General features: G+C 61.5%; 22 protein-coding genes. 13 read left to right on the forward strand and 9 right to left on the reverse strand.

The features are described 5' to 3' along the window. The first annotated feature begins 3 nt into the window (after positions 1-3). From NKH97_RS10915 to NKH97_RS10925, 3 genes are read left to right on the forward strand one after another with little or no spacing between them, the layout of a single operon-like run. Positions 4-555: a flavoprotein gene (locus NKH97_RS10915; RefSeq protein WP_023810415.1), complete on the forward strand. Its 552-nt coding sequence runs from the start codon at positions 4-6 to the stop codon at positions 553-555. Next, a complete protein-coding gene (locus NKH97_RS10920; protein WP_352440194.1) occupies positions 548-1,942 on the forward strand; it encodes a DUF6513 domain-containing protein in 1,395 nt (464 codons plus the stop codon). The genes NKH97_RS10915 and NKH97_RS10920 overlap by 8 nt, the downstream gene beginning before the upstream one ends. A gap of 4 nt (positions 1,943-1,946) precedes the next feature. Beyond that, positions 1,947-2,537: a DUF447 domain-containing protein gene (locus tag NKH97_RS10925; RefSeq protein ID WP_023810416.1), complete on the forward strand. Its 591-nt coding sequence runs from the start codon at positions 1,947-1,949 to the stop codon at positions 2,535-2,537. Positions 2,538-2,557: 20 nt separating this feature from the next. Here NKH97_RS10925 and NKH97_RS10930 read toward each other — a convergent pair whose 3' ends face one another. Then, a complete protein-coding gene (locus tag NKH97_RS10930) occupies positions 2,558-3,595 on the reverse strand; it encodes a hydantoinase/oxoprolinase family protein (protein ID WP_023810417.1) in 1,038 nt (345 codons plus the stop codon). Between the two features lie 33 nt (positions 3,596-3,628). Between NKH97_RS10930 and NKH97_RS10935 the strand changes: the two genes are divergently transcribed. After that, positions 3,629-4,339 carry a HisA/HisF-related TIM barrel protein gene (locus tag NKH97_RS10935; RefSeq protein WP_128303328.1) on the forward strand — a complete coding sequence of 237 codons (711 nt, stop codon included), beginning with the start codon at positions 3,629-3,631 and terminating at the stop codon, positions 4,337-4,339. Between the two features lie 137 nt (positions 4,340-4,476). On the opposite strand, the gene fae is transcribed toward NKH97_RS10935, so the two are convergent. From fae to NKH97_RS10970, 7 genes are all read right to left on the reverse strand, one after another. Continuing rightward, entirely contained in the window at positions 4,477-4,983 is a 507-nt protein-coding gene (gene fae / locus NKH97_RS10940; RefSeq protein WP_013532036.1) for a formaldehyde-activating enzyme, read from the reverse strand. Positions 4,984-5,132: 149 nt separating this feature from the next. Then, positions 5,133-6,008 (reverse strand): triphosphoribosyl-dephospho-CoA synthase, encoded by an 876-nt coding sequence (locus NKH97_RS10945; protein ID WP_352440195.1) that lies wholly within the window; start codon positions 6,006-6,008, stop codon positions 5,133-5,135. Then, positions 6,005-6,952, reverse strand: a complete 948-nt coding sequence (locus NKH97_RS10950; protein WP_352440196.1) for an ATP-grasp domain-containing protein — start codon at positions 6,950-6,952, stop codon at positions 6,005-6,007. Before NKH97_RS10950 ends, NKH97_RS10945 begins: the two co-directional genes overlap by 4 nt. 135 nt (positions 6,953-7,087) lie before the next feature. Next, entirely contained in the window at positions 7,088-8,044 is a 957-nt protein-coding gene (mch, locus tag NKH97_RS10955) for a methenyltetrahydromethanopterin cyclohydrolase (RefSeq protein ID WP_352440197.1), read from the reverse strand. After that, complete coding sequence (locus NKH97_RS10960; protein WP_352796696.1) at positions 8,041-9,135, reverse strand: ATP-grasp domain-containing protein; 1,095 nt, start codon at positions 9,133-9,135, stop codon at positions 8,041-8,043. Before NKH97_RS10960 ends, mch begins: the two co-directional genes overlap by 4 nt. Before the next feature lie 13 nt (positions 9,136-9,148). After that, a complete protein-coding gene (locus tag NKH97_RS10965; protein ID WP_023810423.1) occupies positions 9,149-10,042 on the reverse strand; it encodes an NAD(P)-dependent methylenetetrahydromethanopterin dehydrogenase in 894 nt (297 codons plus the stop codon). Positions 10,043-10,071: 29 nt separating this feature from the next. Continuing rightward, a complete protein-coding gene (locus NKH97_RS10970) occupies positions 10,072-11,043 on the reverse strand; it encodes a beta-ribofuranosylaminobenzene 5'-phosphate synthase family protein (protein ID WP_128303333.1) in 972 nt (323 codons plus the stop codon). A gap of 156 nt (positions 11,044-11,199) precedes the next feature. On the opposite strand from NKH97_RS10970, the gene NKH97_RS10975 reads away from it, so the two are divergent. The 9 genes from NKH97_RS10975 to NKH97_RS11015 all read left to right on the forward strand — a co-directional run bounded on the left by NKH97_RS10975 (position 11,200) and on the right by NKH97_RS11015 (position 18,734). After that, positions 11,200-11,580 carry a 4a-hydroxytetrahydrobiopterin dehydratase gene (locus NKH97_RS10975; RefSeq protein ID WP_352796700.1) on the forward strand — a complete coding sequence of 127 codons (381 nt, stop codon included), beginning with the start codon at positions 11,200-11,202 and terminating at the stop codon, positions 11,578-11,580. Positions 11,581-11,697: 117 nt separating this feature from the next. Next, positions 11,698-12,786 (forward strand): tungsten formylmethanofuran dehydrogenase, encoded by a 1,089-nt coding sequence (locus tag NKH97_RS10980; RefSeq protein WP_352796703.1) that lies wholly within the window; start codon positions 11,698-11,700, stop codon positions 12,784-12,786. Further along, entirely contained in the window at positions 12,780-14,411 is a 1,632-nt protein-coding gene (locus NKH97_RS10985) for a formylmethanofuran dehydrogenase subunit A (RefSeq protein ID WP_352796706.1), read from the forward strand. The genes NKH97_RS10980 and NKH97_RS10985 overlap by 7 nt, the downstream gene beginning before the upstream one ends. Beyond that, the gene (gene fhcD / locus NKH97_RS10990; RefSeq protein WP_352673756.1) at positions 14,399-15,307 is read left to right on the forward strand and encodes a formylmethanofuran--tetrahydromethanopterin N-formyltransferase; all 909 of its coding nucleotides are present in this window, start codon (positions 14,399-14,401) and stop codon (positions 15,305-15,307) included. The genes NKH97_RS10985 and fhcD overlap by 13 nt, the downstream gene beginning before the upstream one ends. Continuing rightward, positions 15,304-16,113 carry a formylmethanofuran dehydrogenase subunit C gene (locus NKH97_RS10995; protein ID WP_352796709.1) on the forward strand — a complete coding sequence of 270 codons (810 nt, stop codon included), beginning with the start codon at positions 15,304-15,306 and terminating at the stop codon, positions 16,111-16,113. The genes fhcD and NKH97_RS10995 overlap by 4 nt, the downstream gene beginning before the upstream one ends. Before the next feature lie 102 nt (positions 16,114-16,215). Next, a complete protein-coding gene (fghA, locus tag NKH97_RS11000) occupies positions 16,216-17,046 on the forward strand; it encodes an S-formylglutathione hydrolase (RefSeq protein ID WP_352796890.1) in 831 nt (276 codons plus the stop codon). Then, positions 17,030-17,359 carry a hypothetical protein gene (locus tag NKH97_RS11005; RefSeq protein WP_352796712.1) on the forward strand — a complete coding sequence of 110 codons (330 nt, stop codon included), beginning with the start codon at positions 17,030-17,032 and terminating at the stop codon, positions 17,357-17,359. Before fghA ends, NKH97_RS11005 begins: the two co-directional genes overlap by 17 nt. A 124-nt stretch (positions 17,360-17,483) precedes the next feature. Continuing rightward, positions 17,484-17,948, forward strand: coding sequence for a DUF488 domain-containing protein (locus NKH97_RS11010; RefSeq protein ID WP_352796715.1), 465 nt, complete (start codon positions 17,484-17,486; stop codon positions 17,946-17,948). Continuing rightward, positions 17,949-18,734 (forward strand): DUF8758 domain-containing protein, encoded by a 786-nt coding sequence (locus tag NKH97_RS11015; protein WP_352796718.1) that lies wholly within the window; start codon positions 17,949-17,951, stop codon positions 18,732-18,734. It begins immediately after the preceding gene. Positions 18,735-18,804: 70 nt separating this feature from the next. Here NKH97_RS11015 and NKH97_RS11020 read toward each other — a convergent pair whose 3' ends face one another. Beyond that, entirely contained in the window at positions 18,805-22,581 is a 3,777-nt protein-coding gene (locus NKH97_RS11020) for a vitamin B12-dependent ribonucleotide reductase (RefSeq protein WP_352796720.1), read from the reverse strand. Positions 22,582-22,958: the final 377 nt, after the last annotated feature.

Consider the following 22,958-nt stretch of genomic DNA (forward strand, 5'->3'; position numbering starts at 1 on the left):
CCGATGGTGAAGCTGCATGTGCCGCGCTGGGCGTGGGTTTTGACGGGTTCCGGGCATTTTTTTACGGAGAGCTTCGCACTTGTTCGCCAACTCGAACATTGCGATGTCTTCGTGTCGAAGGCCGCCAACGAAGTGCTGCGCATGTACAAGCTCAAACTTGATTTCCCGGAGACGACGCGCGTGCTGCACGACAAGACCGCGAGCGCGATCCCGGTCGGCGAATTCTACCACGGTGTCTATCACACGGTCGTGGTGGCGCCGGCCACGTCCAACACGGTCGCCAAATGCGTGCATGGCATTTCCGACACGCTCGCCACCAATGTCTTTGCCCAAGCGGGAAAGTGCCGTGTGCCAGCCATCGTCTTTGCTTGCGACACCGCACCGGAACTCGAAACCCAGGCACCGCACGGGCTGGTCAAGGTCTATCCGCGCAGGATCGATCTGGAAAATACCGAGCAGTTGAAGAGTTTCGAGCGGACCCAGGTGGTCGAGTCGCTCGCTGATCTCGAAGCCTCGCTCACACGGCGACAGGCCGAACTCGCAAGCGATGGCTGAGCGGCTGGTTTTTCTTACCGGCCATCTGGCCAAGGCGCGGCTGGAACGGCTGCTGGCCGGGCTGGGCAGAACCGAATTCGCGTGGGAAATCGTCGACGTCGGCGTCAAGGTCGCCGCGCTGATGAGCGAGGACATTGTGAAGCGTCGGCTCACTCTGACAGGAGACGCCGACCGCGTCATCCTACCCGGACGCTATCGGGGAAACATCGAGCACCTGTCGGAGCATTTCGGCGTGCCTTTTGTGCGCGGCCCCGACGAGATCGCCGACCTTCCGGCCTTCCTTGGCCGGGCGGGCAAACCGCCGGATCTGACGCGTCACGATATGCGCATCTTCGCCGAGATCGTCGATGCGCCGATGCTGTCGGTCGAGGCACTGATGGCGAGGGCCTCGATGCTAGCTGCGGCCGGCGCCGATGTCATCGATCTGGGCTGCCTGCCGGAGACGCCGTTTCCATTGCTGGCGGAGGCTGTGCGAGCGCTCAAGGCACGGGGATTTATGGTCAGCGTCGATTCGGCCAGCGTGGACGAACTGACGATCGGGGCACGCGCCGGCGCGGACTATCTTCTCAGCCTCGATGAGAACACGCTGCCGTTGATCTTCGATCATAGGGCTACGGCAGTGTTGATACCTTCCACGCCTGGCGATCTGGATTCGCTCGGCCGGGCCATCGAAGCCGCGCAAAAGGCCGGTATCGCCTTCATTGCCGATCCCGTGCTCGACCCGATCCATTTCGGCTTCGCCGTTTCACTCGGGCGCTTCATCGAGGCGCGGCGCCGCTGGCCGGACGTCGAATTGCTGATGGGCACCGGCAATCTCACCGAATTGACCGACGCGGACAGTTCTGGTGTTACGGCCGTTCTAGCGGGACTCTGCTCGGAACTCCGGATCCGAAACGTGCTGGCGGTGCATGTCAGCCCACACACGGTGCGGACGATCGAGGAGCACGATATCGCCCGCCGCGTCATGTTGGCTGCTTGCACGGACGGCGCCTTGCCGCGCGGCTATCACCCAGGCCTGTTGCAGGTCCACGATCGCAAGCCTTTCACAGCCTCAACCGACGATATCGAGGCATTGGCGGTCCAGGTGCGCGATGCCAACTTCCGGATCGCGGTAGCGGAGGACGGCATCCATGTTTTCAATAGCAAAGGGCATGCAGTTGCCACGGATGCGTTCGAACTTTTTGCCGGGCTGGACGTCAACGCCGATGGCGCACACGCTTTTTACCTCGGCGCGGAACTGATGAAGGCCGAGATCGCGTGGCGCCTCGGCAAGCGTTATGTGCAGGACGAGCCGCTCGCATGGGGCGTTGCCGCGCCGGCTCCCGAAACCGACCGTACCCGTCTTGCCGAGCCGGGCAAGACGCTCCGCGCAAGGAAAGAGCGCTAGGACCATGCCCTACATCCGCGAATCGATCATCACGACGGTCAACAAGGCAGGCAACGTCCACATCGCGCCGATCGGCATCATTGCCGAGAATGACGGCTGGGTGATTGCGCCGTTCCGGCCGTCGGTCACGCTCGACAATCTCGCCGAAGTGCCGTTCGCCATCGCCAATTATACCGACGACGTGCGTGTCTTTGCCGGCTGCCTGACAGGCCGCAAGCATTGGCCAATCGTTCCGGTTGACGGGTTTCCGGTGCCGAGGCTCGAGGCGGCGCTGGCGTATTCGGGGCTCCAAGTCCAGGCAGTCGATGACAATGGCGTGCGCCCCCGCCATTTCTGCCGCGTGGTGCGGGAGGAAGCGCTTGCGCCGTTCACCGGCCTCAACCGAGCCAAGGCGGCGGTGCTTGAGCTGGCCATCCTGGTCAGCCGGCTCGGCATGCTGCCGCGCGACAAGATCGAGGCGGAAATCGCCTACCTTTCGATCGCCATCGAAAAGACAGCAGGCGACGGTGAAAAGGAAGCCTGGGGCTGGCTGATGCAGCGTGTCAGCGATCACTTGACCGCCAAAAGTTCCGGTAGCGAGGACGCGCGAGCATAGGCGCGGGCGCCGCAACCTGCTTACGAAGGATATCCCGCCAAAAGCGCCACCGCGGACGCGGGTGCCGCGCTGCTCGCTTGCCCGCGAATGGTGTCATCAGCGGGGATGATGTCGGCGAAATCAATGTAACTGCGTTCCATGCGTTCTGCCAGTCGCCTGATCTGCCAGCGGCCGATTCCGGCGCCGACGATCGGGACATCCCGAGGCAGGGTTCCGGCAACCAGCGACGCTGCATCGTGCACTTTGCGCAGTTGCTGCTCGCTGAACCAGCGCGCGACTTCACCCCATTCCGGCGGGGTAAGGTCAGTGGCGTCGCGCCCGACCATGCGCGCCAGCCGCGCGATCGAGCCATCCACGGTCTTTTCCTTGCCGTCGGCGGGAGGGTGCCTGTCGTCGTCCTCGTCGAGCACGCCCAGGATGCGGTGAGCGTCGGCGATTGAGGCGAAATACTCGTTCATCAGCGGCGTTAGCCTGCCACGGACGGGAGCCGACGAGGCTACGCCGAACAGGAATGTTCTGGTAAAGCCGGTATAGACCAATTCGCCGGTTAGAAGCCGTCCGGCGTCGGTGTAGCCGTCATTGGCCACGGCGCCGTTCTTGATGGCGATGATATCGGTGGTGGTGGAGCCCATGTCGACGAACAGGGCATCGCCGGCAAGTTTTGCCACCAATAAGGCTGTCGCGTGCCAATTGGCGGAAGCCACATCGGCGCCTAGCTGCGCTGCCCGCTCGACCCCGACGAAACCGGATGGTCCGGCATAGACCAGCTTTTTGTCTGTGGGGAAATGGGTGGAAATCTGACCCAGCAGAGCCGCTACGCCGACATCGCGAGACGGAAAGATGTCCGACAGTTCGCCTGTCATGGTGAATGCGTTGAGATCCGCACCCGCGTAGATCGGAGCCGTTTCGTCGAGGGCTGAAGCCAGCTTGTGCAGCCCTTGCCAGAGCGGCGTTGCGATCGTTACCGCCTCGACGATGCGACCGTCTTGTGCGCGGGTCACCTTCAGATGTGCGCCGCCAATGTCGAAACCGGCAATGATGCCCTTTCTTTTTTCCACGCTTCAAGCTTTCATGACGGGGGCAATTGGTCGGTGAAAAAAGCGTTGCGTATCATTCCGGTTCTCGACCTGAAAGACGGCGTGGTGGTTCGCGCCCAGCAGGGAAAACGCGATCGCTACAGGCCGATCGTTACGCCGCTCAGCCGAAGCCCTGATGTCGTCGCGGTCGCTGAAGGACTGCGTGGGCTTTATCCTTTTTCGACCTTCTACATCGCGGATCTGGACGCTATCGAAGGCGGTGTGCCAAACAGCGACGCACTCGCCCGGCTGAGGACGATGGCGGAGCCGCCGGAACTTTGGGTCGATGCCGGTGTGGCCGACGAAAAGACACTTTTGGCGGCGCTTGCCGAACGCTCGCTGTCTCCTGTTTTGGGCTCTGAATCGCAGCGGGACGACATGTTGCTGCGGCGTTTTCGCGATCATCCCGATCTCATCCTGTCCCTTGATTTCGTCGGCGATAGTTTTTGCGGACCGCGTTCTCTTCTCGATGAGCCCGAGCTTTGGCCGCAAAAGGTGATTGTCATGACGCTGGCCAAGGTCGGTGCGGCCGCCGGTCCCGACTTCGGGCGGTTGCAGGAGGTCAAGGCCAAGGCCGGAAATCGCGCCGTCATCGCGGCCGGCGGCGTCCGAGATGAGACCGACATCAGCGCCTTGTCCGCGATGGGTGTCGCCGCGGCGCTGGTCGCAACCTCATTGCACAACGCTACGCTCACCCCCGGCCGCCTCGCGTCACTCGGCGCCTGACAATCGTCGCTCGTCAACTCCCGACGGGCGAGCGCCCTTGGGGAGTTGACGTTTCAAAAGCCCAGAACCTTTTTCAGCCGGCGCAACAGACCATCCGTCTCAGAAGAGGGTTTTTCCTGTGCGGGGCTGTCTCTTGTCTAGGCTGCGAACGGATGCTTGACCTTGTCGCGCTGGGCCGTTGCTTCGGCGGCGGTCGGCGTTCCTGCAACGGCGCGCTGGATAGCTTCCTTTGTCGCCTCGTAATTGTATTTCTGGATCTTGGCGTCGTCCGCCGCGTCCCAATGGATGAATACCCCGACGCAGATGAACACGTCGTCCGCTTCGTTGGCCGGAATGGTCCCGTCCGCGACGCTGTCCTGCACGGCCTTTGCCACGGCGTGCTGCGCCGGGCCGAACATCTGGACCGCCTGCTTGGCGCCCTTGATCGTGACCTTGTTGAACATCACGGTGTTGGGCTTGCATTGAAGATTGGGCGCGATCACCGCCAAAAGCGAAGTAAAGCCGTCCTTGTTGTTGGTAAGCGCGTTGCAGAATGCCGTTTCGACCGCGCTCCCCCGCGGGCCGATGAGCAGGTCGACATGCGCGACTTCGTTGCCGTCTCCCACCAGCGATTCACCGACCATAACCTTTGAGATTTTTGCCATGCCAATTTCCTCCAAGACACAATTATGGTGTCCACGGACGCTGCAACCGAGCAGGCGCTCGATGGACAGCTATCCTTGTTGGCAGCGTCCGGATTTGCCCGGACCGGTTGGCTAGATAGCCGCGGAAGCACAGCTTCCGCTTTTGGAAGTCAAGCACCAACGCCGCGATTATGCAAGGTGAGGGCGAGGGTGTGGACTAAAAGAGTAGCCACGGTGAGGTCGGCCGAGGTGCCGGGATTGATGTTGTCGGCCTTTAACCGACGGTCGAACTCCATGAGCAGGCGAATGCGAGACGGTTCGTCGCCCTCGGCATGGAGCGCCGCCTGGACGGCAACGGCTTCCTGCCGCGCCTGATTTGCGACGTCAACGCCGTGCTTGCGCATCACATGGCTGTCGGGGAAGTCGGCGAAAAACGCCATGTAGACGAATATCGTCGGCCACATGCCGGTTTCTCCACGTGCCAACGCTCCATCCAGCGCCGCGAGCCCGACCCCGAACACGTCGCCGAAACAGCTGCCGTACTGGCGGGCGATCATGTCGCGGTCGGTGGCCTCCCGCATCGCGTCCAGCAAATGGATCTTCGGCTCCTGCCGCACATCGTTGGCGGCTTCTCCGAGGCCACCTGGCGCGGCCGTGACGATCGCCTCGAACACCGCCTTGGTATCCTGCACGCTCAAAGCCCGAAGCAGCGAGTCGAGATTGTCCTGCAGTCTGTCACCGCTCATTTCGGCGGCGCATATCAGTGGCCCTGTCAGAAGGATGATTCCGAGATTGGTATTGGTTGCGACCGCCAGTCGGGTCGCGCGCACCGCCTCCAGCATGCGCTGTCCGACCGGCAGACGAGGATCGGTCAGCGGCCCGGAAGAAACCTCCGCACTCATCATGAATTGAGCGGCCGACATGCCGTGTCCGTCGGCGAACAGATGGACGTTGCCCGGTTTGAGGGCTTCGATCTCCATCCTGCAGGCATCCTTGTAGCTGGCCCGGAGGCGTTCACGCGATAGCGCCAACCTAGCGGCCCTCACGAATTCGCAGGCGCGGCGAAACGGTAGGGCCGCGGCGCGGCGGCCGCTTCGGCGCGGTCGGCCAGGAGTTTCAGCAAGGCATCGGCGATTGCTTCGGCGATGTTCACGGCGACCACCGATTGCAATCCCGACCAGGCGGGCATGCTGTTCACTTCGAGTATGAGCAGATTGCCGTCGTCAGCCCGCACGATGTCCACGCCGGCAAAATCCGCGCCGACCGCAGCTGACGCGGCGACAGCCAGCGAGGCCAGTTCCGCCTTGCCATGTTCGGAAACCTGTTCCGGCACGCCGCCCCTGTTGACGTTCGTGATCCAGTCGTCGCTGATGCGGCTCATCATCGCCACGGTCTCGCCGGCGCAGACAAAGACGCGAAAATCCCGGAAAGGCGGACCGGCACGCGACACATATTGCTGAAGGTAGTAGACGCTGTTCACCTCTTCTGCGGCCGGCAGGTCCGAGAGCGTGCGGATCAGCTTTATCCCGCGGCCTTGCGCCCCGAACAATGGTTTCAGCACCAGCGGTCCCCGCGGAAGCTCTTGCGCCGCGATCTCCTCGGCGACGGCAAGTCCTTCTACGGCAAAGGTGCGTGGCGTAGGCAGGCCGGCATTTTTCAAGAGGAATGTCGTCATCGACTTGTCGACGCAGCGCTCGATCGCCTGCGCGGAATTCCACACGGGAACCGACAGTCTGCTTAACGCGTGCAGCACGCCGAGGCGCCGGGTAATCGCTTCGAACGATCCAGCGGCGATCGAACGGACGAGCACGGCGTCGGGCAGCGTGCCGCCGAAGCCAGGGATCGAAAGCCCGCTCGGGCTGCCGGTGTCGAATGCGATAGCCGCCAGCGGCGCGGCTGCAACGGCGGCGCCCCGCCGACCAAGCCCTGCCGCCAGGCCGTTGGAGCCGGTGTCCACTTTGTCGCTGACGATCAGGATGCGAGGGATCATGTGGCCTCTCGGGTGCGGGAATGTCGGCGGCGCGAGCGATTCCACGCCCTCATTGCCGCGTCCGCGGCAGGGCTGCACGAAATGCAGTCGTCGGGCAGGCGAATGACGGACGAATCCCTTTGCACCGCCATCCTCTTAGCCGAGACTCCGTTCGAGCATCTTCAGATCACGCCCACCGGCGCGAAACGTATCGCCGGTTTCGATCGCTGTCACGATCACTTCGGCCGGGCTGAACAGCAGCGGGTCGATGGCATAGAAATCGCCCTTGAACCGCGTGAAGATCTCGGCGAAGGGTTGGCCGTAGTCCCGTGAGGCGCTGCTTGGGAGTTTTTCCGCGAGTTTGCCAGCTTCTTTCGCCGATCCTTTCACGAAGAGCTGGACGCTGCCGCCATAGATGATGGCATCGTTGGTTCGGCCCATGGCGGTCAGGAAATCCGGATGGGGGGCGGGGATCGGAGCCGTTCCGATGCCATCGACAACGTTCTCCAGCGGGAATTTGAGATCGTTGATCTTGTGCAGGGCAACCTCGAGCGCGCGCGCAACGATCTGCACGCCGCCGGCAAGGCTTTGTGTCGGCGCATAGAGGAAGGTGAGCTTTTCCGTCGCCAGTCCAGTTGCCTTGCCCACTTTCTCAACGATCGCGCGGGGAGGCGGTTCGGCGGTCTCCAGGATAAGCACCGCGGACGATGCGATGTCGCGATAGGAAAGTGTTTCGAACAGCGGTTCGACCCGGGCGAGTGCCCGCGCCGGTCCAGATCCCATGGCGAAATAGTCCTGGCCAGACAGGTTCCAGCCCGCATACTGGCTGCCCAGGCAGGCTAGCACCGGCTGCGAAGATCGCGCTTCGACGGTGAACGGCCATTGCTGTGACGCGCGATCCATGAACACCGAAACGCTGCCGAGACCGCCCATCGCGGCCTCAGCCATGCGCAGCCCGGCTTCGACGCTGCCGACGGTCTTGGCGCCGGCATCGATCAGGCGCTCGCCCAATGGCCCCGTGGAGACGACGATACGCAGGCGTTCGGCGTCGCCGATCATGCCGTCAACGATGCGCTGTGCATTGTCGTTCAGGAATGCCGAACCGTCTTTCATGTCCGGTCTCCTTCCCATTGGAGTTGCAATTGACTGGCTTGTCCCTTGATGAGCCGCTTGGTCGATTGGACGCTCGGACCGCGTGCGAAGACCGTGCAGACAGGGTCGCCGGCAATCAGACGGGTGCCAGCCGACTGCTGGTCCGCTGTCCATTCAGGCCAGGCGATCGACGGAAAGTGAGTGATTGGCGTCGCGGCGTAAGTCACCATCGACGCCATCGAATCGACGAAGCGCGGCAAGCGGAAGACCTGACCCGTCGCGGCGCGCAGATGCGCTTCGATCAATGGCGCTTCGACATCGTCGAAAATGTCGAGGGTGGCGCCCGGCCTCGGATTGATCTCGATGAACTTGTAGCCATCCGGCCCGCGGATGAGATCGGCGCTGCACAATCCAACCAGGCCGGCGCGCCGCGTCAGACTTGAGAGCCAACCGCCGATGAGCGCCGCCTGTCTGCGATCGAAGCGTCTCAACCGCACGGCGCCGCCGTAGCGATAGGGCGCTGTCGGGGAGGGGGACGTCCACTGTTGGCTGAAGCCCACGATGTGCGCGGTTTGCCCGTTGCCGACGAACAGGGCCGAGATGCTGCGTCCGGCAACGAAGCGCTGGAAATAGCGGCCGGCGGTCGGGCTTTCTCCGGCTGCTCGTCTGACGTGCCCGCCGCCGGCGCCGCCCGCGGTCTTGACCACCCAGTTCTCCGGATCAGGCGGCTGGTCCCATCGCAATTGCGGATGCGGGATGCCGAGTTCGGTGCAATCATCAGCCAGCAACTGCGGATCCTTGATCCTGCGGATCGCGCCGCCGCCATTGCCTGCGAGCGGAAAGTGTCGCGCGATCTTGTCCACGGTCTCAGGCATCCGCTCAAACCCAGAGCCCAGGATAATGGCGACCGGGAGGTCGTCGCCAGCCAATCGCCGAAGCGTGTCGATGATGCGCTCGCCATCGACGCCCCCCTGCAGGTCGCCCGGCAATGTCGTCGCGCGTTCTGCGAGCGCGACGGTGTCCGTATCGCAAAAGAAATCGGCGACCAGCGGACGATAACCGGCGCGACGCGCGGCGGCGGCCAGCGCCCGGCCTGAAATTGCCGCGATCAAAAGAGATCCGGCGTTACTTGGCAATCTCGCGTGCAAGGGAAAACGCTTCCTGAAAATCGAGCGTGATCGTCTTTTCGGATTCGATCATTCTTTTGAAGAGACCGAATTCGACCTTATATTTGACATTGCCAATGGCAAGCGGACCAATGCCGACAGCTTTTGCCGTTTCGAGTGGATCACCATTGGCATTGACGGCCAATCCTTCGATGCCGGCCGGGGGAACAGCATTGACGTCGGCCGCAATAAGCAGGTCATTGCCTTTCAATTGGGCTTTGGAGACCACTTGGACGCCGGCTTTAGCGCAAGCCAGGATAATTTCGTTTGCCTCGACCAGCTTTGTCTTGCGGGCGTCGCTCGATCCGTCAGCGGCATCGACGATGATGTTGAATCTGCTTTCGATCTCGGCCGCGATCTGCTTGACCCTTTCAATGCCGTCATGGCCGACAAGTGTGACCCGTGCACCTTCCTCTGCCGCGATGACGGCGGTGCAGAAGCCGACGACGCCGGTGGCGCCGAAAACAGCCACCCTCGTATCCCTGAGCCCACGCTGGAATTTCTTCTCCAGCGCCTTTTCGACCTTGGCCACCATCGCCGCGGCCGTGGTGAACGAGCCGGCCGGATCGGCAAATACCGAAACCTGGAAAGGCGGCACCATCGCCTTCTTCGCGGCGTCGAACATGTCGAGCGCCAACGAGGCATCTTTCCCGGCGATGAAGATGCCGGTGTCGACACCCGCATCCGGCGGGCGCGAAAAGATCGCGTCCTGGACCAGGCCTGTCACTTCGGCGAGGCTTACATCGACATAGGGGACGACGGCGTCGAAACCTGCGTCGAGCGCCATATTCACGTCGAAGGGGCTCATCTGCTTCAACGGTGTCAGCATGTGCAGGATGTGTTTGCGGGCCATTTCTTGCCTTTCTGCCTGAAACGGGAGCGTCAGCTGCCGACGAGATTCAGCCTGGTTGAGCTGATCTTCGCGCCGGAGTTCCTGCCCTTGACGATCTTGATCTCAAGGCCGTCTCCAACTTTCGTCTTCCGAACCGCGTCGACGAACTTGAGTGCGGCGTCATGCGATGGCGCGAAGGCAAAGCCTGTCGGCCCCCAGGAACTCTGGCCGATGCCGACGGCGCCTGCTTCATTGAGACGGTGGGCCGCCATCTCGACCCCCTTCGAGGTGAACACGCCGCCCTGCGCCGGGGCGAAATGGCTGCCGATCAGCATCTGTATCGCGGTGACGGCGGCGCCGAATGCCGGAAGGTCCCGCTCGACCAGAGCCGGCATAATGCCCATCAGCACCCTCCGGCAGATCTCCCCGCTGCCTGCCGTTGGGAATGGCGGCAGCGAACGAAACGCCGCCACCTCGGCAGCGCCATGCAGTCCATGCCCGGAATGGTCGAGGATGAGGATGACGCGCCACTCTTCCGGAAACGGCAGCCGCGCGACGACCGGAGGCGTTCCGCCGCGGTCGTTCTTGCCGGCGTCGACTATGACGCCGCCGTCTTCGAAACTTGCGATGCCGATGCCGGATCGGCCGCCCCGCTCGAGCAGGCTGGCGTCGCCGACGATATCCAGAGGCAAATTATGGAGAGTGCGCAATGCCGAGGCGACGGCAAGGGCGATCTGCGTGCCGGACCCCAGACCCGCATGACTGGGGATCGACTGCTCGACCACCAGATGGTGCTGGCCGCGAATGCCGAGATGCTTGCAGAGCGTCGACAGATGCTCGCTGGCGCGGGTGCTCTCGGAGTCTTCGACGATGGTCTCGCCGGACCGCGACAGGGTGACGACGGTTTCGGGTTCGCTCAATGGAAGCCCGACGCTGCCGAACCGCCGTCCGGCATCGCCATTGAGATCAAGGAAGCCGAGGTGCAGGCGAGCGGGCACTCGTATGGTAACAGAATTCGACATCTGCCCCCCGATGGGTGCATCATGGATGCATCATGGAAGTTTAGGTGCCCGGTACCATGATAACTGTTTTCGTCGATGGGGCAAGCCAAAGAGAATGCATCCACGTGTTTGCCGGCTCCGGCGCGTAGACAGACCGAGCAATTCGCGGAGGTCGAGATGAACGAGACAGTCAAGGAAAAGGTCTATTCGGAAGCCGAGATCGCCGATCGGCTTGACAAGGAGCTGCCGAAATGGCGTTACGAAAACGGCTGGATCCGGCGCAAATACAAGACCCACAGCTGGAAATCGACGCTCATGGTCATCAACACGGTTGGCCATCTCGCCGAGGCGGCGTGGCACCATCCCGATATCACCGCCTCCTATGCCTGGGTCGAGGTGCGCCTGACGAACCACGCGGCGAAAGGCATTACCGACAAGGATTTCGAGTTGGCGAAAAAGATCGAGGATGTTGTCCAGTGGCAGCCGGCCAAGGAAGGCGGGGCACTGGAAGGCACTCCGCTGACCGATCAACGCTTCGCTTACGTCAAATATGACTAAGCAGGGTCGGAATTTGTTGACGCGTATGAAAACATTCGCTGATCTGCTGCAAGGTGGGGTTCACGGCCAATCCAGTTTCGTCTAGGATCGGGCCGGCACCAGAAAGTAGTTTAGCGAATGGCGGTTGCTTGGATCGGCAACCGGGAAGCGCTGATTGAGCACGCGGCTACGCATGCCGCGTCGCTATTGTCGTCAAGTCGGTGCCCGGTTTTCAGCTTTGATACGGATATAGACGGCACGAGGGCGGCGATCGCGCTGGCCGAGCGGGCTGGCGCGGCATACGACCATGCCGATGGCGCGGCACTTGCCCGGGAGACCGCGCTTTTTACCGACAAGGGGGCAATGACCGTCGCCCCCGGAGAGACGCGCCGGCGTGCCGATGTCGTGGTGATCGTGGGCGAGATCCCGCGGATCCATCATGGTCTTGTTGGCGAACTCGACGGGACGGTTCCCGACCTCTCGACCGGGAACCAGCGCGCGTTCTTCGTGGTAGGTCCAAACGGGATGTCCGTGTCGCCGCTGAACGGCGGGCGCAAGGCAACGCAACTTTCCTGTGGCCAAGCCAGCCTCGCCGCCACGCTAGCGGCACTGAGGGCACAGTACAAAGGGCAGCGTACATCGCAACCGGTGTCGAATTTCAATGATTTCGCCAAAGCTCTGGCGGCCGCGCGTTTTCCCGTGTTCCTGTTTTCAGGCCACGCCGCCGAAGGCCTGGCATTGGAGATGCTGCAAGGACTGATCGCCGACCTCAATCGCAACTCGCGCGCATCCGGCCTTCATCTGCCGGCGAACGAAAACGGCTGGGGTAGCACGCTCGCCTCGGCCTGGATGACAGGTTTTCCGCTGCGGACCGGCTTTGCACGCGGCTTCCCGGAATTCGATCCCTGGCGTTACGATGTGGCGCGCATGATCGCTGCCGGCGAAGCCGACCTGCACCTGCGGATCTCCGCCACAACGGCTCAACCGAAGGAAAAAAAGCGCCGCATCGCGCTGATTGCGTTGACGAAAACGCAAGAGCCGGTTGCCGGCGCCGCGGTCACCATCGCCATCGGCGAGGCTGGGGTCGATCACGATGCGGTTGTCTACTCCAGCCGCACGGGCTCGCTCAGGTCGATCGATGCGCAAGCGGCCTCGCAATTGCCTTCCGCCGCGACGATCATCCGCCTGATCGCTACCCATGCTTTCCCCGAGGCACTGCCATGCTGACGAAAATCGCCGGCGGCGACATCATCGATCCCGTCAACGGCCGTCTCGGCAAGGGCGACCTCTGGATCAAGGACGACAAGATCGTTCCGGCGCCGGCGGGAGGGGCGGCCGATCGGATCATCGAAGCCAGCGGCTGCATCGTGATGGCTGGCGCCATCGACATCCACTCCCACATCGGCGGCGGCAATGTGAACACCGCGCGGCTGCTCTTGCCCGAACAGCATGCCGCCCATCAGGTGAGGCCAGCAACGACGCCGCTTTCCAATGCCGGCTGGTCGACGTTCCAGACCGGCTGCCTCTACGCAAAGATGGGCTTTACGACGGTCGTCGAGCCGGCGATGTCGCCGGGAGCGGCGCTTCACACGCATCTCGAACTGGCTGACATCCCGATCATCGACAAAGCAACCCTCGCCATTCTCGGCAATGACGATTTCCTGTTGTCGATGATCCGCGACGACGCCCCCCGAACGATGATCGAGGACTATGTCGCCTGGACGGTCGCTTCGACGCGAGCGCTTGGGGTCAAGGTGATCAACGCCGGTGCGGCGGCCGCCTTCAAGGAGAACGTCCGCACCTTCTCGCTGGACGATGTCGTGCCTTCCTCTGGCGTCAGTTCGCGCAAGATCGTCAAGACGCTGCAGGCCGCCGTCGACAGTCTTGGCCTGCCGCATCCCTTGCATGTCCATTGCAACAATCTGGGCAGCCCCGGATCGGCGGATACGGCGGCTGCGACGATTGCAGCGGCGGATGGGCTGCCGCTGCACCTGGCCCACCTCCAGTTCTATGGCTATGGCACCGAAGGAAAACGCGGGTTTTCTTCCGCCGCCGCACGGCTTGCCGAACTGGTCAACGCGACGCCGGAAGTCACCATCGATATCGGCCAGGTCATGTTCGGCCAGACGGTCACGGTCTCCTCCGACGTCATGCGGCAGTTTTCGGCGCGTGGCAGCGCGCACCCCAAAAAGACCGTCATTCATGACGGTGACGGCAATGGCGGCGGCATCGTGCCCTACAGCTATGGCAAGGACTTCTACGGCACGATGCAGTGGGCGATCGGGCTCGAGCTTTTTCTCCTGATCGACGATCCCTGGCGTGTGTTCTTCACCACCGATCATCCCAACGGTGCACCTTTTACCGCTTATCCGGCGCTGTTCGAACTGCTGATGAGCCGGGAAGCGCGCGCCGAAATGACCGCCGGACTTTCACGATCCGCTCTGGCGCTCTCTACCCTGGCCGCAATCGACCGCGAATACACGTTCGAGGAAATCGCCATCATGACGCGCGCGGCGCCGGCCAAGCTGCTCGGTTTGACGGATCGAGGCCATCTCGGCGCCGGTGCAACAGCCGACATCGCTGTCTATCGCAGGGACCGCAGTATCGCGAAAATGCTCGGACAAGCGGCGTATGTTTTCAAGGATGGCGATCTCGTCGTGCAAGACGGGGAAATCATCCATTACCGCTGGGGCAAGGCATTGAGGCTCAAGCCGCCTGTCGACAAGGCAATGGTGCGACGCCTCGAGGACTATCACCAGCAGCGCTACGGCCTGTCGCTGGACTGGTTCAATTTTCCGGATTCCGCGATTGCGCGCGAACAGCCATTCGGCGAGGTGCCATGCCGAACATGAGCGTCAATGGGGTGACGATCGACGATACCTTCGCCGAAGCCTTCGGCATGCGCGCAACCGCCATCGTCATCACCGCGCCGAGCCGGAAATGGGCTCGCCAGGCGGCGATCACGATGACCGGCTTCGCCACCTCGGTGATCGGTTGCGGCTGCGAAGCGGCAATCGATCTCGACCTGCCGCCATCGGCCACACCGGATGGCCGGCCGGGCTGCCGCGTCATGATTTTCGCGATGGGAACGGACGAATTGCAGAAACAACTGCTCAATCGTGTCGGCCAGTGCGTTTTGACCTCGCCGGGTTCCGCCTGCTTTGCCGGGCTGCAGGGCAGCGCCGAGCTCAAGCTCGGTTCGGCGCTGCGTTATTTCGGCGACGGCTGGCAAATCTCCAAGAAGATCGGCGACAGGCATTTCTGGCGTATTCCCGTCATGGATGGCGAGTTCCTGTGCGAAGCAACGACCGGACTGACGAAGGAAGCTGTCGGTGGCGGCAATTTCTTTGTCATGGCGCAAAGCAGCGCCAACGCTTTGGCCGCTGCCGAGGCCGCGGTCGCTGCGATCGGCATGGTGCCTGGCGCCATCGTGCCGTTTCCGGGCGGCATTGCCCGTTCGGGTTCCAAGATAGGTGGCAAATACAAAGGCATGATCGCCTCGGCCAACGAAGCCTACGCGCCGACGCTGCGCGGCGTCGTCGCGAGTGAACTCGGTCCCGACATCAACGCCGTCCTGGAAATCGTCATCGATGGTGAAACCAATGATGCAGTTGCCGCCGCGATGAAGGCCGGCATCAAGGCTGTCATAGAGCTCGGACCGAAAAGAGGCGCGGTTCGCATCAGCGCCGGCAATTACGGCGGCAAGCTCGGAAAATTCATCTACTCGCTGAAGGATATGCTGCCATGAAGGGGCTGACCTTCACCCTGGTTACCGAGCCGCCGGAGCGCCTTGACCTGTCGCCGCTGACGCCGGAGCGGCTGGCCGGGATCGAAAGGCGCGACGTCGAAAGAATTCAGATCGGCATGTCGAAGCACGGATCGAAGGTGGGCGACATTTTTCGCGTCGCCGGCGGCGATCCGACAAGCATCGTGTTCGAAGGTGGAAGCGCGCGCCTTGACCTTGTGGCGCAAGGCATGCGGACCGGGTCGGTTCGCCTCGTTGGCAATGCCGGCGCCCAGGCCGGGCGCGCCATGCGCGGCGGCAAGCTGACGATCGAAGGCAATTCGGGTCCATACGCCGGCTCCGGCATGCGCGGCGGCAGGCTCGACATAACAGGCAATGCCGGCGACCACCTCGGTGCGCCGCTCGTTGGGGAACTGGCCGGCATGAACGGCGGTGTGTTGATCGTCAGGGGCAAGGCGGGCGCCTTCGCGGCGGACCGCATGCGGCGCGGCCTGATCGCGGTGCTGAAAGGCTCCGGCGACCTTGCCGGCAGCCGCATGATCGCCGGCACGCTGGTGGTGGCCGGTGGCACCGGTGATATGCCCGGCTATTTGATGCGTCGCGGTTCGATCCTTCTCGATCGCACGCCGGCACGCATGTCGCCGAGCTTCGTCGAATGTGGCGCGCCCGAGAGCGTTTTCGCCGCCATCATCGATCGTCATCTGATCGCCGAGGGCATTTTGAAACGGCCGCTTCTGGGGAGCGCACCGCACAAATATGGCGGGGATAACGCAGTGCTCGGCATGGGTGAGGTTCTTTTTCCGCGCTGAGATACGTCGACACAAGAACCATACGATGGCAGGACTCAAGTGCTTGCCGCTGGGTGGCAGTGGTGGGGCCGACCGTCATTCGGCCTGCAACGTGGAGAACACATGAAAATCATCTCTCAAACGAAAGCCCATGGCGGCGTGCAGGGCGTCTATTCCCATTGGTCGACGAGTTGCCGTTGCGACATGACTTTTGCCGTTTTCATACCTCCGCAGGCGCGGGAGGCGCCTTGTCCCGTTGTGTGGTATCTCTCAGGCCTGACGTGCACCCACGCTAATGTAATGGACAAGGGCGAGTACAGGCGCATGGCCGCCGAGCTTGGCCTGATCGTCGTCTGTCCTGACACCAGCCCGCGCGGGGCCGACATTCCGGATGAAAGAGACAACTGGCAGTTCGGCTCCGGCGCCGGCTTCTATCTCGATGCGACGCAAGAACCTTATGCGAAGAATTATCGCATGTATTCCTATGTCACCGAGGAGTTGCCAGCTCTCATCGCGGCTGAATTTCCAGCCGATATGGCGCGCCAGGCTATCTCCGGCCATTCGATGGGCGGGCATGGCGCGCTGACGATTGCCTTGAAGAATCCGCAGCGTTTCAAGAGCTGCTCGGCGTTTGCCCCGATCGCCCAGCCAAGCACCGCCGGCTGGTCGAGGCCGGCCTTTGAGAAGTATCTCGGCAAGGATGAGGCCTCGTGGCGAACCTGCGACGCGACGTCGCTCATCGACGACGGATACCGTTTCCCCGAATTTTTGGTGGATCAGGGAACGTCGGACGGATTTCTTGACGATGGGCTGAGGCCTTGGCTGCTTGAAGCGGCCTGCAACAAAGCAGGTATTCCGCTAAAGCTGCGGATGCAGGATGGATATGATCACTCGTATCTTTTCATCTCCAGCTTCATGGACGACCATCTGAGATGGCATGGCGAGAGACTTTGAGCTGGGCAAGCCTAAGGCATGGGCAGATGCAAACAAGTTCTTGAATTCGAGCCTTTACGCCGAGAACGCCGCGCCTGCCGCCGTCAAGCGCTACACATTCAGCCCCGACGCCGCCTACGCGAAAGAACTGAAAGCGGTAGCAAGCCCCGATGAGATCCCGGAGCCGCCGTGCGGCGACTGGGGCGAAATGCCTGACGGCATCCAGTATTTCGAGGTGCCCACGGGTGAGGGGCGGAAGCTGCTGTTCGTCCGCATCGGGCAGGATGAGCCGTTGTTTGACGAGCAGACGCTGCGGGTGTTGCCGGCGGGCTAGGAGTCGGCCGAAGCCAACCGCGATCGCACGGCGTCACTAATGTGCGATCTAGTGATTGATCGTGCGTCACGCTTCGGACAAGTTTGATGGCCTATGACCGTGGTAACAGAAAATGAGATGTCCCATGGCGCTACTGACAATTGGCTACGAAGGTTCTGAAATTGGCGACTTCGTATCCGTACTGAAGGCAGCAAAGGTTGAATTGCTTGTCGATGTGAGAGATTTACCCCTGTCAAGAAAGCCCGGATTCTCCAAAAACTCGCTTAGGAACCATCTCGAAAATTGTGCGATCGACTATCGGCACACAAAAATTCTTGGTGATCCCAGAGAGGGTCGGCTGGCTGCCCGAAGCGGCGATCGTCAGCGGTTCGAGCGAATTTTCAGAAGCCATATCGCGAATGAGGAAGCTGGAAAATTAATCCGTGATTTGGCATTGCAGGCGGAAACAAAAAACATCTGCTTGATGTGTTTTGAAAGGGATCACAAAGACTGCCATCGCTCTATTGTTTGTGAAGAGATATTGAAAATCAGAAAGAGTTCAATTAAAAATCTTGGCGTACCGAAAGGCTTTTGTCTAAAGGCTGCGTGATTGGCATCTCTATCTCAGCGCGACTCGGCGGTGATTTTGGTAAAGGCGGCGCCGCGCGTTGGAGAAACTCACGGGGAGCTGGTCTGTTGTGCAGGGTTAGATTTCAACGGTAACTGGATTCGGCTATACCCAGTAGCTTTTCGGACTCTAGAAGATGCCCAAAAGTTTGGTAGATGGGATACTATAGAGTATGGCTGGAGCCTTCCTAAAGGCGACCACAGAAGCGAGAGCCGAAGGCTGGAGCATCGTTCTCTCGTAATAACGGGCAGTTTGTCTGAAAAATCACGAGCCCAATTCTTAGCTCGGCATGTTGTTTTCAGTCTTAATACCGAACTAGAACGAGGTCGAAGTTTGGCACTGATTCGACCACTGAACGCTGAGTTTGTGGTTGAAAGAAAAGATCGCGCTACGTTTGAGGACGAGAAAGCGCGATTTCGTAAGTGGCACGATCAGGAGGCCAATAGCCTGTTTGGGTTTCTGGACAAGAGCTTAGTTCCGTATGAACCAGCTCCATTTCTCTTCAAGTATAAATACGAAACGGCAGATGGGTCACGTGAAGGAACTTGTCAGGATTGGGAGATAGAGGCGACTTTTCTCAAATGGCAACGGCTTTATGGCGAAACGGAAACGTTGCGAAAAATGACGGAAAGATTTGGAGTCGAGTATTCGAAGAAAGGTTTTGTTCTCGCGATGGGGACCCACAAAGCCTATCCGCAATGGCTTATCAATGGTGTGATCCGGCTCGATCATGGGGTTGAGAACGAAATCCAAGAATCACTTTTTTGACGGTTTAAATAAATCAGCCCGATCTTGCGACCGGGCCGATGATGTTGCGTTTTAGCGCCTCAGAATATGCTCAGCTGCACCCGCTCGTCGAACCGCACGTGTCGCACTTCTCGCAAGTCCCGTTCCGCACCATCGTAAAGTTCTGGCACTCGGAGCAGGAATTGCCGGTGTAGCCCTGGAGCAGGGACTTGGCGCGGCGGTCGTTGGCGAGTTTCTTGGCTTCGGCCGCCTCAACGGCCGCGGCGTCGGTGAACAAGCCTGCCGTGGCATCGGAAGCAGCGGCTTCCTCGAAGGCGATGTCCTCGGCCAGTTCCTTTGCCCGCTCCTCATAGTCGCGCTTGTAGGCGACCGCTTCGTCGCTAGCAGGTTTCAGCGCCAGCACGTTGGAGCCGGAGAAGGCGGTCGGCACCGAGCGGGCAGGGGCGCCCGAGGGGGCCGCAAAGCCTTTCGGATCATTGCCGCTGACGCGCGACACCAGCTTCACCGGCGAGGCGCCACGGGTCAGGCCCTTGGAAACCGCATCAGTCTTGCCTTCGCTGATGCCGCGGCCAAGTGCGGTGTTGGAAAAGTCCGACTGGTCGACATGAGCGAGATCGTTGCGCCCGAGATAGGAGATCGCCAGCTCGCGGAACACGTAGTCGAGGATCGACGTCGCGCTCTTGATGGCGTCATTGCCCTGCACCATGCCGGCCGGCTCGAACTTGGTGAAGGTGAAGGCGTGCACATATTCGTCGAGCGGCACGCCATATTGCAGGCCGAGCGAAATGGCGATGGCGAAGTTGTTGAGAAGGCCACGCAAGGTCGCGCCTTCCTTGTTCATGTCGATGAAGATCTCGCCGAGACGGCCATCGTCATATTCGCCGGTGCGCAGGAAGATGGTGTTGCCACCGATCTTGGCCTTCTGCGTGTAACCCTTGCGGCGGCCGGGCAGCTTTTCCTGCTCGCGCGACACGCGCTCGATGATGCGCTCCACGATCCGCTCGGTGATCTGTGCGGCACGTGCTGCCGCAGGTGCGGCGAGCAGCTGCTCGACGGCTTCGTCCTCGTCGTCCTCGCCATCGGCGAGCAGCGAGGAGTTGAGCGGCTGCGACAGCTTCGAGCCGTCGCGATAGAGCGCGTTGGCCTTCAGCGCCAGCTTCCACGACAGCATGTAGGCGCCCTTGGCGTCTTCCACCGTCGCATCGTTGGGCATGTTGATGGTCTTGGAGATGGCGCCGGAGATGAAGGGCTGTGCTGCCGCCATCATCTGGATGTGGCTGTTGATCGACAGCGAACGCTTGCCGATCTTGCCGCACGGGCTGGCGCAGTCGAACACGGCGAGGTGTTCGGCCTTGAGGAACGGCGCGCCTTCCAGCGTCATCGCACCGCAGACATGGATGTTGGCGGCCTCGATGTCTTTGCGGGAGAAGCCGAGCGCCGGCAGGATCTCGAACGAGAAGTCGTTGAGCTGCTCGTCGGTGAAGCCGAACGTCTCCTTCACCCAGTCGGCGCCGAGCGTCCACTGGTTGAAGACGAACTTGATGTCGAAGGCCGACTTCAAGGCTGCGTTGAGCGCCTCGATCTTGTCGTCGGTGAAGCCCTTGGCCTTGAGCGCGCCGGGGTTGATGGCCGGCGCCTGGTTGAGGTTGCCGTGGCCGACCGCATAGGCCTCCATCTCGGCGATCTGGGCTTCGGAATAGCCGAGCGTGCGCAGCGCTTCCGGCACGGCGCGGTTGATGATCTTGAAGTAGCCGCCGCCGGCGAGTTTCTTGAACTTCACCAGCGCGAAGTCGGGCTCGATGCCGGTGGTGTCGCAATCCATGACCAAGCCGATCGTGCCGGTCGGCGCGATCACGGTCGCCTGTGCGTTGCGGTAGCCATGCTCCTCGCCGAGCTCGATGGCGCGGTCCCAGGCGGCCTTGGCGTGGGTTGCAAGGTCCTGCTGCTTCAGGTCGGAAGCGACCAGCGGCACCGGGTTGACGGCGAGCTTCTCGTAGCCCTGCTTCTCGCCATAGGCGGCACGGCGATGGTTGCGCATGACGCGCAGCATGTTCTGCGCATTGCGGTCGTAGTCGGCGAAGGCGCCGAGTTCGCCGGCCATCTCGGCCGAGGTGGCATAGGCCATGCCGGTCATGATCGCGGTGAGTGCGGCGCAGATGGCGCGGCCTTCATCGGAGTCGTAGGGAATGCCCGACGTCATCAGCAGGCCGCCGATATTGGCATAGCCGAGGCCGAGCGTGCGGTATTCGTAGGACTGCTTGGCGATCTCCTTCGACGGGAACTGCGCCATCATGACGGAGATTTCGAGAACGATGGTCCACAGCCGCACCGTGTGCTCGTAGGCTGCGATGTCGATCGTGCCGTCAGCGTTGCGGTAGGGCAGCAGATTGATCGAGGCGAGGTTGCAGGCCGTGTCGTCGAGGAACATGTACTCCGAGCACGGGTTCGACGCCCGGATCGCACCGGCCGATGCGCAGGTGTGCCAGTCGTTCATCGTCGTGTTGAAATGCAGGCCCGGATCGGCCGACGCCCAGGCGGCGTAACCGATCTTTTCCCAGAGATCCCTGGCCTTCAGCGTTTTCATCACCTTGCCGTCCTTGCGGGCGGTCAGGTGCCAGTCGGCATCGTCCTCGACGGCGCGCAGGAAATTGTCCTTCAGCGACACCGAATTGTTGGAGTTCTGGCCCGAAACCGTGAGGTAGGCATCCGAATCCCAGTCGGTGTCGTAGGTCTTGAACGACATCGAGCTATAGCCCTGCTTGGCGAACTGGATGACGCGGTAGATGTAGTTCTCCGGCACGGCCGACTTCTTGGCCGCCTTGATCTCGCGCTTCAGCGCGGAGTTGATCGACGGATCGAAGCAGTCGTCGCCATTGCCTTCGCAGTTGACGCAAGCCTTCATGATCGCTTCGAGATGCTTCTTGACGATCTTCGAGCCGGTCACCAGGGAGGCGACCTTCTGCTCTTCATTGACCTTCCAGTCGATGAATTCCTCGATATCGGGGTGGTCGGCGTCGACAATGACCATTTTGGCGGCGCGGCGCGTGGTGCCGCCCGACTTGATGGCGCCCGCCGCACGGTCGCCGATCTTGAGGAAGCTCATCAGGCCCGACGAGCGGCCGCCGCCGGACAGTTTTTCGCCTTCGCCGCGCAACAGCGAGAAGTTGGAGCCGGTGCCGGAGCCGTATTTGAACAGGCGCGCTTCACGCACCCACAGGTCCATGATGCCGCCCTCGTTGACGAGGTCGTCCTGTACGCCCTGGATGAAGCAGGCATGCGGCTGCGGATGCTCGTAGGAGGATTTCGACTTGGTCAGCTTGCCGGTGAACGGGTCGACATAGAAGTGGCCCTGGCTCGGGCCGTCAATGCCATAGGCCCAGTGCAGGCCGGTGTTGAACCATTGCGGCGAGTTCGGCGCGACGCGCTGGGTGGCCAGCATGTAGGCAAGCTCGTCGCGGAAGGCGCGCGCGTCTTCCTCCGACCCCTTGAAGTAGCCGCCTTTCCAGCCCCAGTAAGTCCAGGTGCCGGCAAGCCGGTCGAAGACCTGGCGGGCGTCGATCTCGGAACCGTAGCGCTCGGCTTCCGGCAGCTTCGCCAGTTCCGCCTCATCGGCGACGGAGCGCCACAGGAAGGAGGGGACGTCGTTCTCCTCGATCTTCTTAAGGCGTGCGGGGACACCGGCCTTGCGGAAATATTTCTGCGCCAGGATATCGGCTGCAACCTGGGAGAACTGCGCCGGCACGTCGATATTGTCCAAGCGGAACACCACCGAACCATCCGGATTCTTGATCTCCGAAAGCGCCTTGCGGAATTCGATCTCCGCATAGGCAGATTGTCCTGGCTTGGTGAAACGACGCTCGATGCGCATTGGTCCGGTCCCTTTTGTCTATATATAGCGCTTTTCCCAAGGGATTTCTGCCCCCGATGCGAAACGCGCATGTCCGCCGTCTGCCGGGCGTTCGAAACGACCGGCTCTCCATTTTCGCGGTCTCCGCCGGCCCTGCTGGTCAAACTCCTTGCGAAGTATCTGTCCAACGCGCCGACGAACCCGCGGGTCCCTCAAAACTGATTTTTTCCGATTCCCTCGATCGAGGGAAATTCACACTATCTAGCGTCGAACCTACCTGCAAACACTAAATATAGTATTAACAGACAATTTATTCAAGCCCGACAATTGTCCCTATCGTCCCAACCGCCCCACAATCCCAACGCTTCCGCCGGCCTCGTAAACAGGCGGAAATGCGA

Source organism: Mesorhizobium sp. M0870 (genome assembly GCF_040319775.1).
Lineage (GTDB): Bacteria > Pseudomonadota > Alphaproteobacteria > Rhizobiales > Rhizobiaceae > Mesorhizobium.

Excerpts from the sequence above, each read along its gene's own strand:
- NKH97_RS10920 (WP_352440194.1), top strand. The coding sequence starts at position 548 with ATGGCTGAGCGGCTGGTTTTTCTTACCGGCCATCTGGCCAAGGCGCGG.
- fhcD (WP_352673756.1), top strand. The coding sequence starts at position 14,399 with ATGCCGAACATGAGCGTCAATGGGGTGACGATCGACGATACCTTCGCC.
- NKH97_RS10985 (WP_352796706.1), top strand. The coding sequence starts at position 12,780 with ATGCTGACGAAAATCGCCGGCGGCGACATCATCGATCCCGTCAACGGC.
- NKH97_RS10950 (WP_352440196.1), bottom strand. The coding sequence starts at position 6,952 with ATGATCCCTCGCATCCTGATCGTCAGCGACAAAGTGGACACCGGCTCC.
- NKH97_RS10980 (WP_352796703.1), top strand. The coding sequence starts at position 11,698 with ATGGCGGTTGCTTGGATCGGCAACCGGGAAGCGCTGATTGAGCACGCG.
- NKH97_RS10975 (WP_352796700.1), top strand. The coding sequence starts at position 11,200 with ATGAACGAGACAGTCAAGGAAAAGGTCTATTCGGAAGCCGAGATCGCC.
- NKH97_RS11010 (WP_352796715.1), top strand. The coding sequence starts at position 17,484 with ATGGCGCTACTGACAATTGGCTACGAAGGTTCTGAAATTGGCGACTTC.
- NKH97_RS11020 (WP_352796720.1), bottom strand. The coding sequence starts at position 22,581 with ATGCGCATCGAGCGTCGTTTCACCAAGCCAGGACAATCTGCCTATGCG.
- NKH97_RS10995 (WP_352796709.1), top strand. The coding sequence starts at position 15,304 with ATGAAGGGGCTGACCTTCACCCTGGTTACCGAGCCGCCGGAGCGCCTT.
- NKH97_RS10925 (WP_023810416.1), top strand. The coding sequence starts at position 1,947 with ATGCCCTACATCCGCGAATCGATCATCACGACGGTCAACAAGGCAGGC.
- NKH97_RS10970 (WP_128303333.1), bottom strand. The coding sequence starts at position 11,043 with ATGTCGAATTCTGTTACCATACGAGTGCCCGCTCGCCTGCACCTCGGC.
- NKH97_RS11005 (WP_352796712.1), top strand. The coding sequence starts at position 17,030 with ATGGCGAGAGACTTTGAGCTGGGCAAGCCTAAGGCATGGGCAGATGCA.
- fghA (WP_352796890.1), top strand. The coding sequence starts at position 16,216 with ATGAAAATCATCTCTCAAACGAAAGCCCATGGCGGCGTGCAGGGCGTC.
- fae (WP_013532036.1), bottom strand. The coding sequence starts at position 4,983 with ATGGCAAAAATCTCAAAGGTTATGGTCGGTGAATCGCTGGTGGGAGAC.
- NKH97_RS10965 (WP_023810423.1), bottom strand. The coding sequence starts at position 10,042 with ATGGCCCGCAAACACATCCTGCACATGCTGACACCGTTGAAGCAGATG.
- NKH97_RS10915 (WP_023810415.1), top strand. The coding sequence starts at position 4 with ATGGTGAAGCTGCATGTGCCGCGCTGGGCGTGGGTTTTGACGGGTTCC.
- mch (WP_352440197.1), bottom strand. The coding sequence starts at position 8,044 with ATGAAAGACGGTTCGGCATTCCTGAACGACAATGCACAGCGCATCGTT.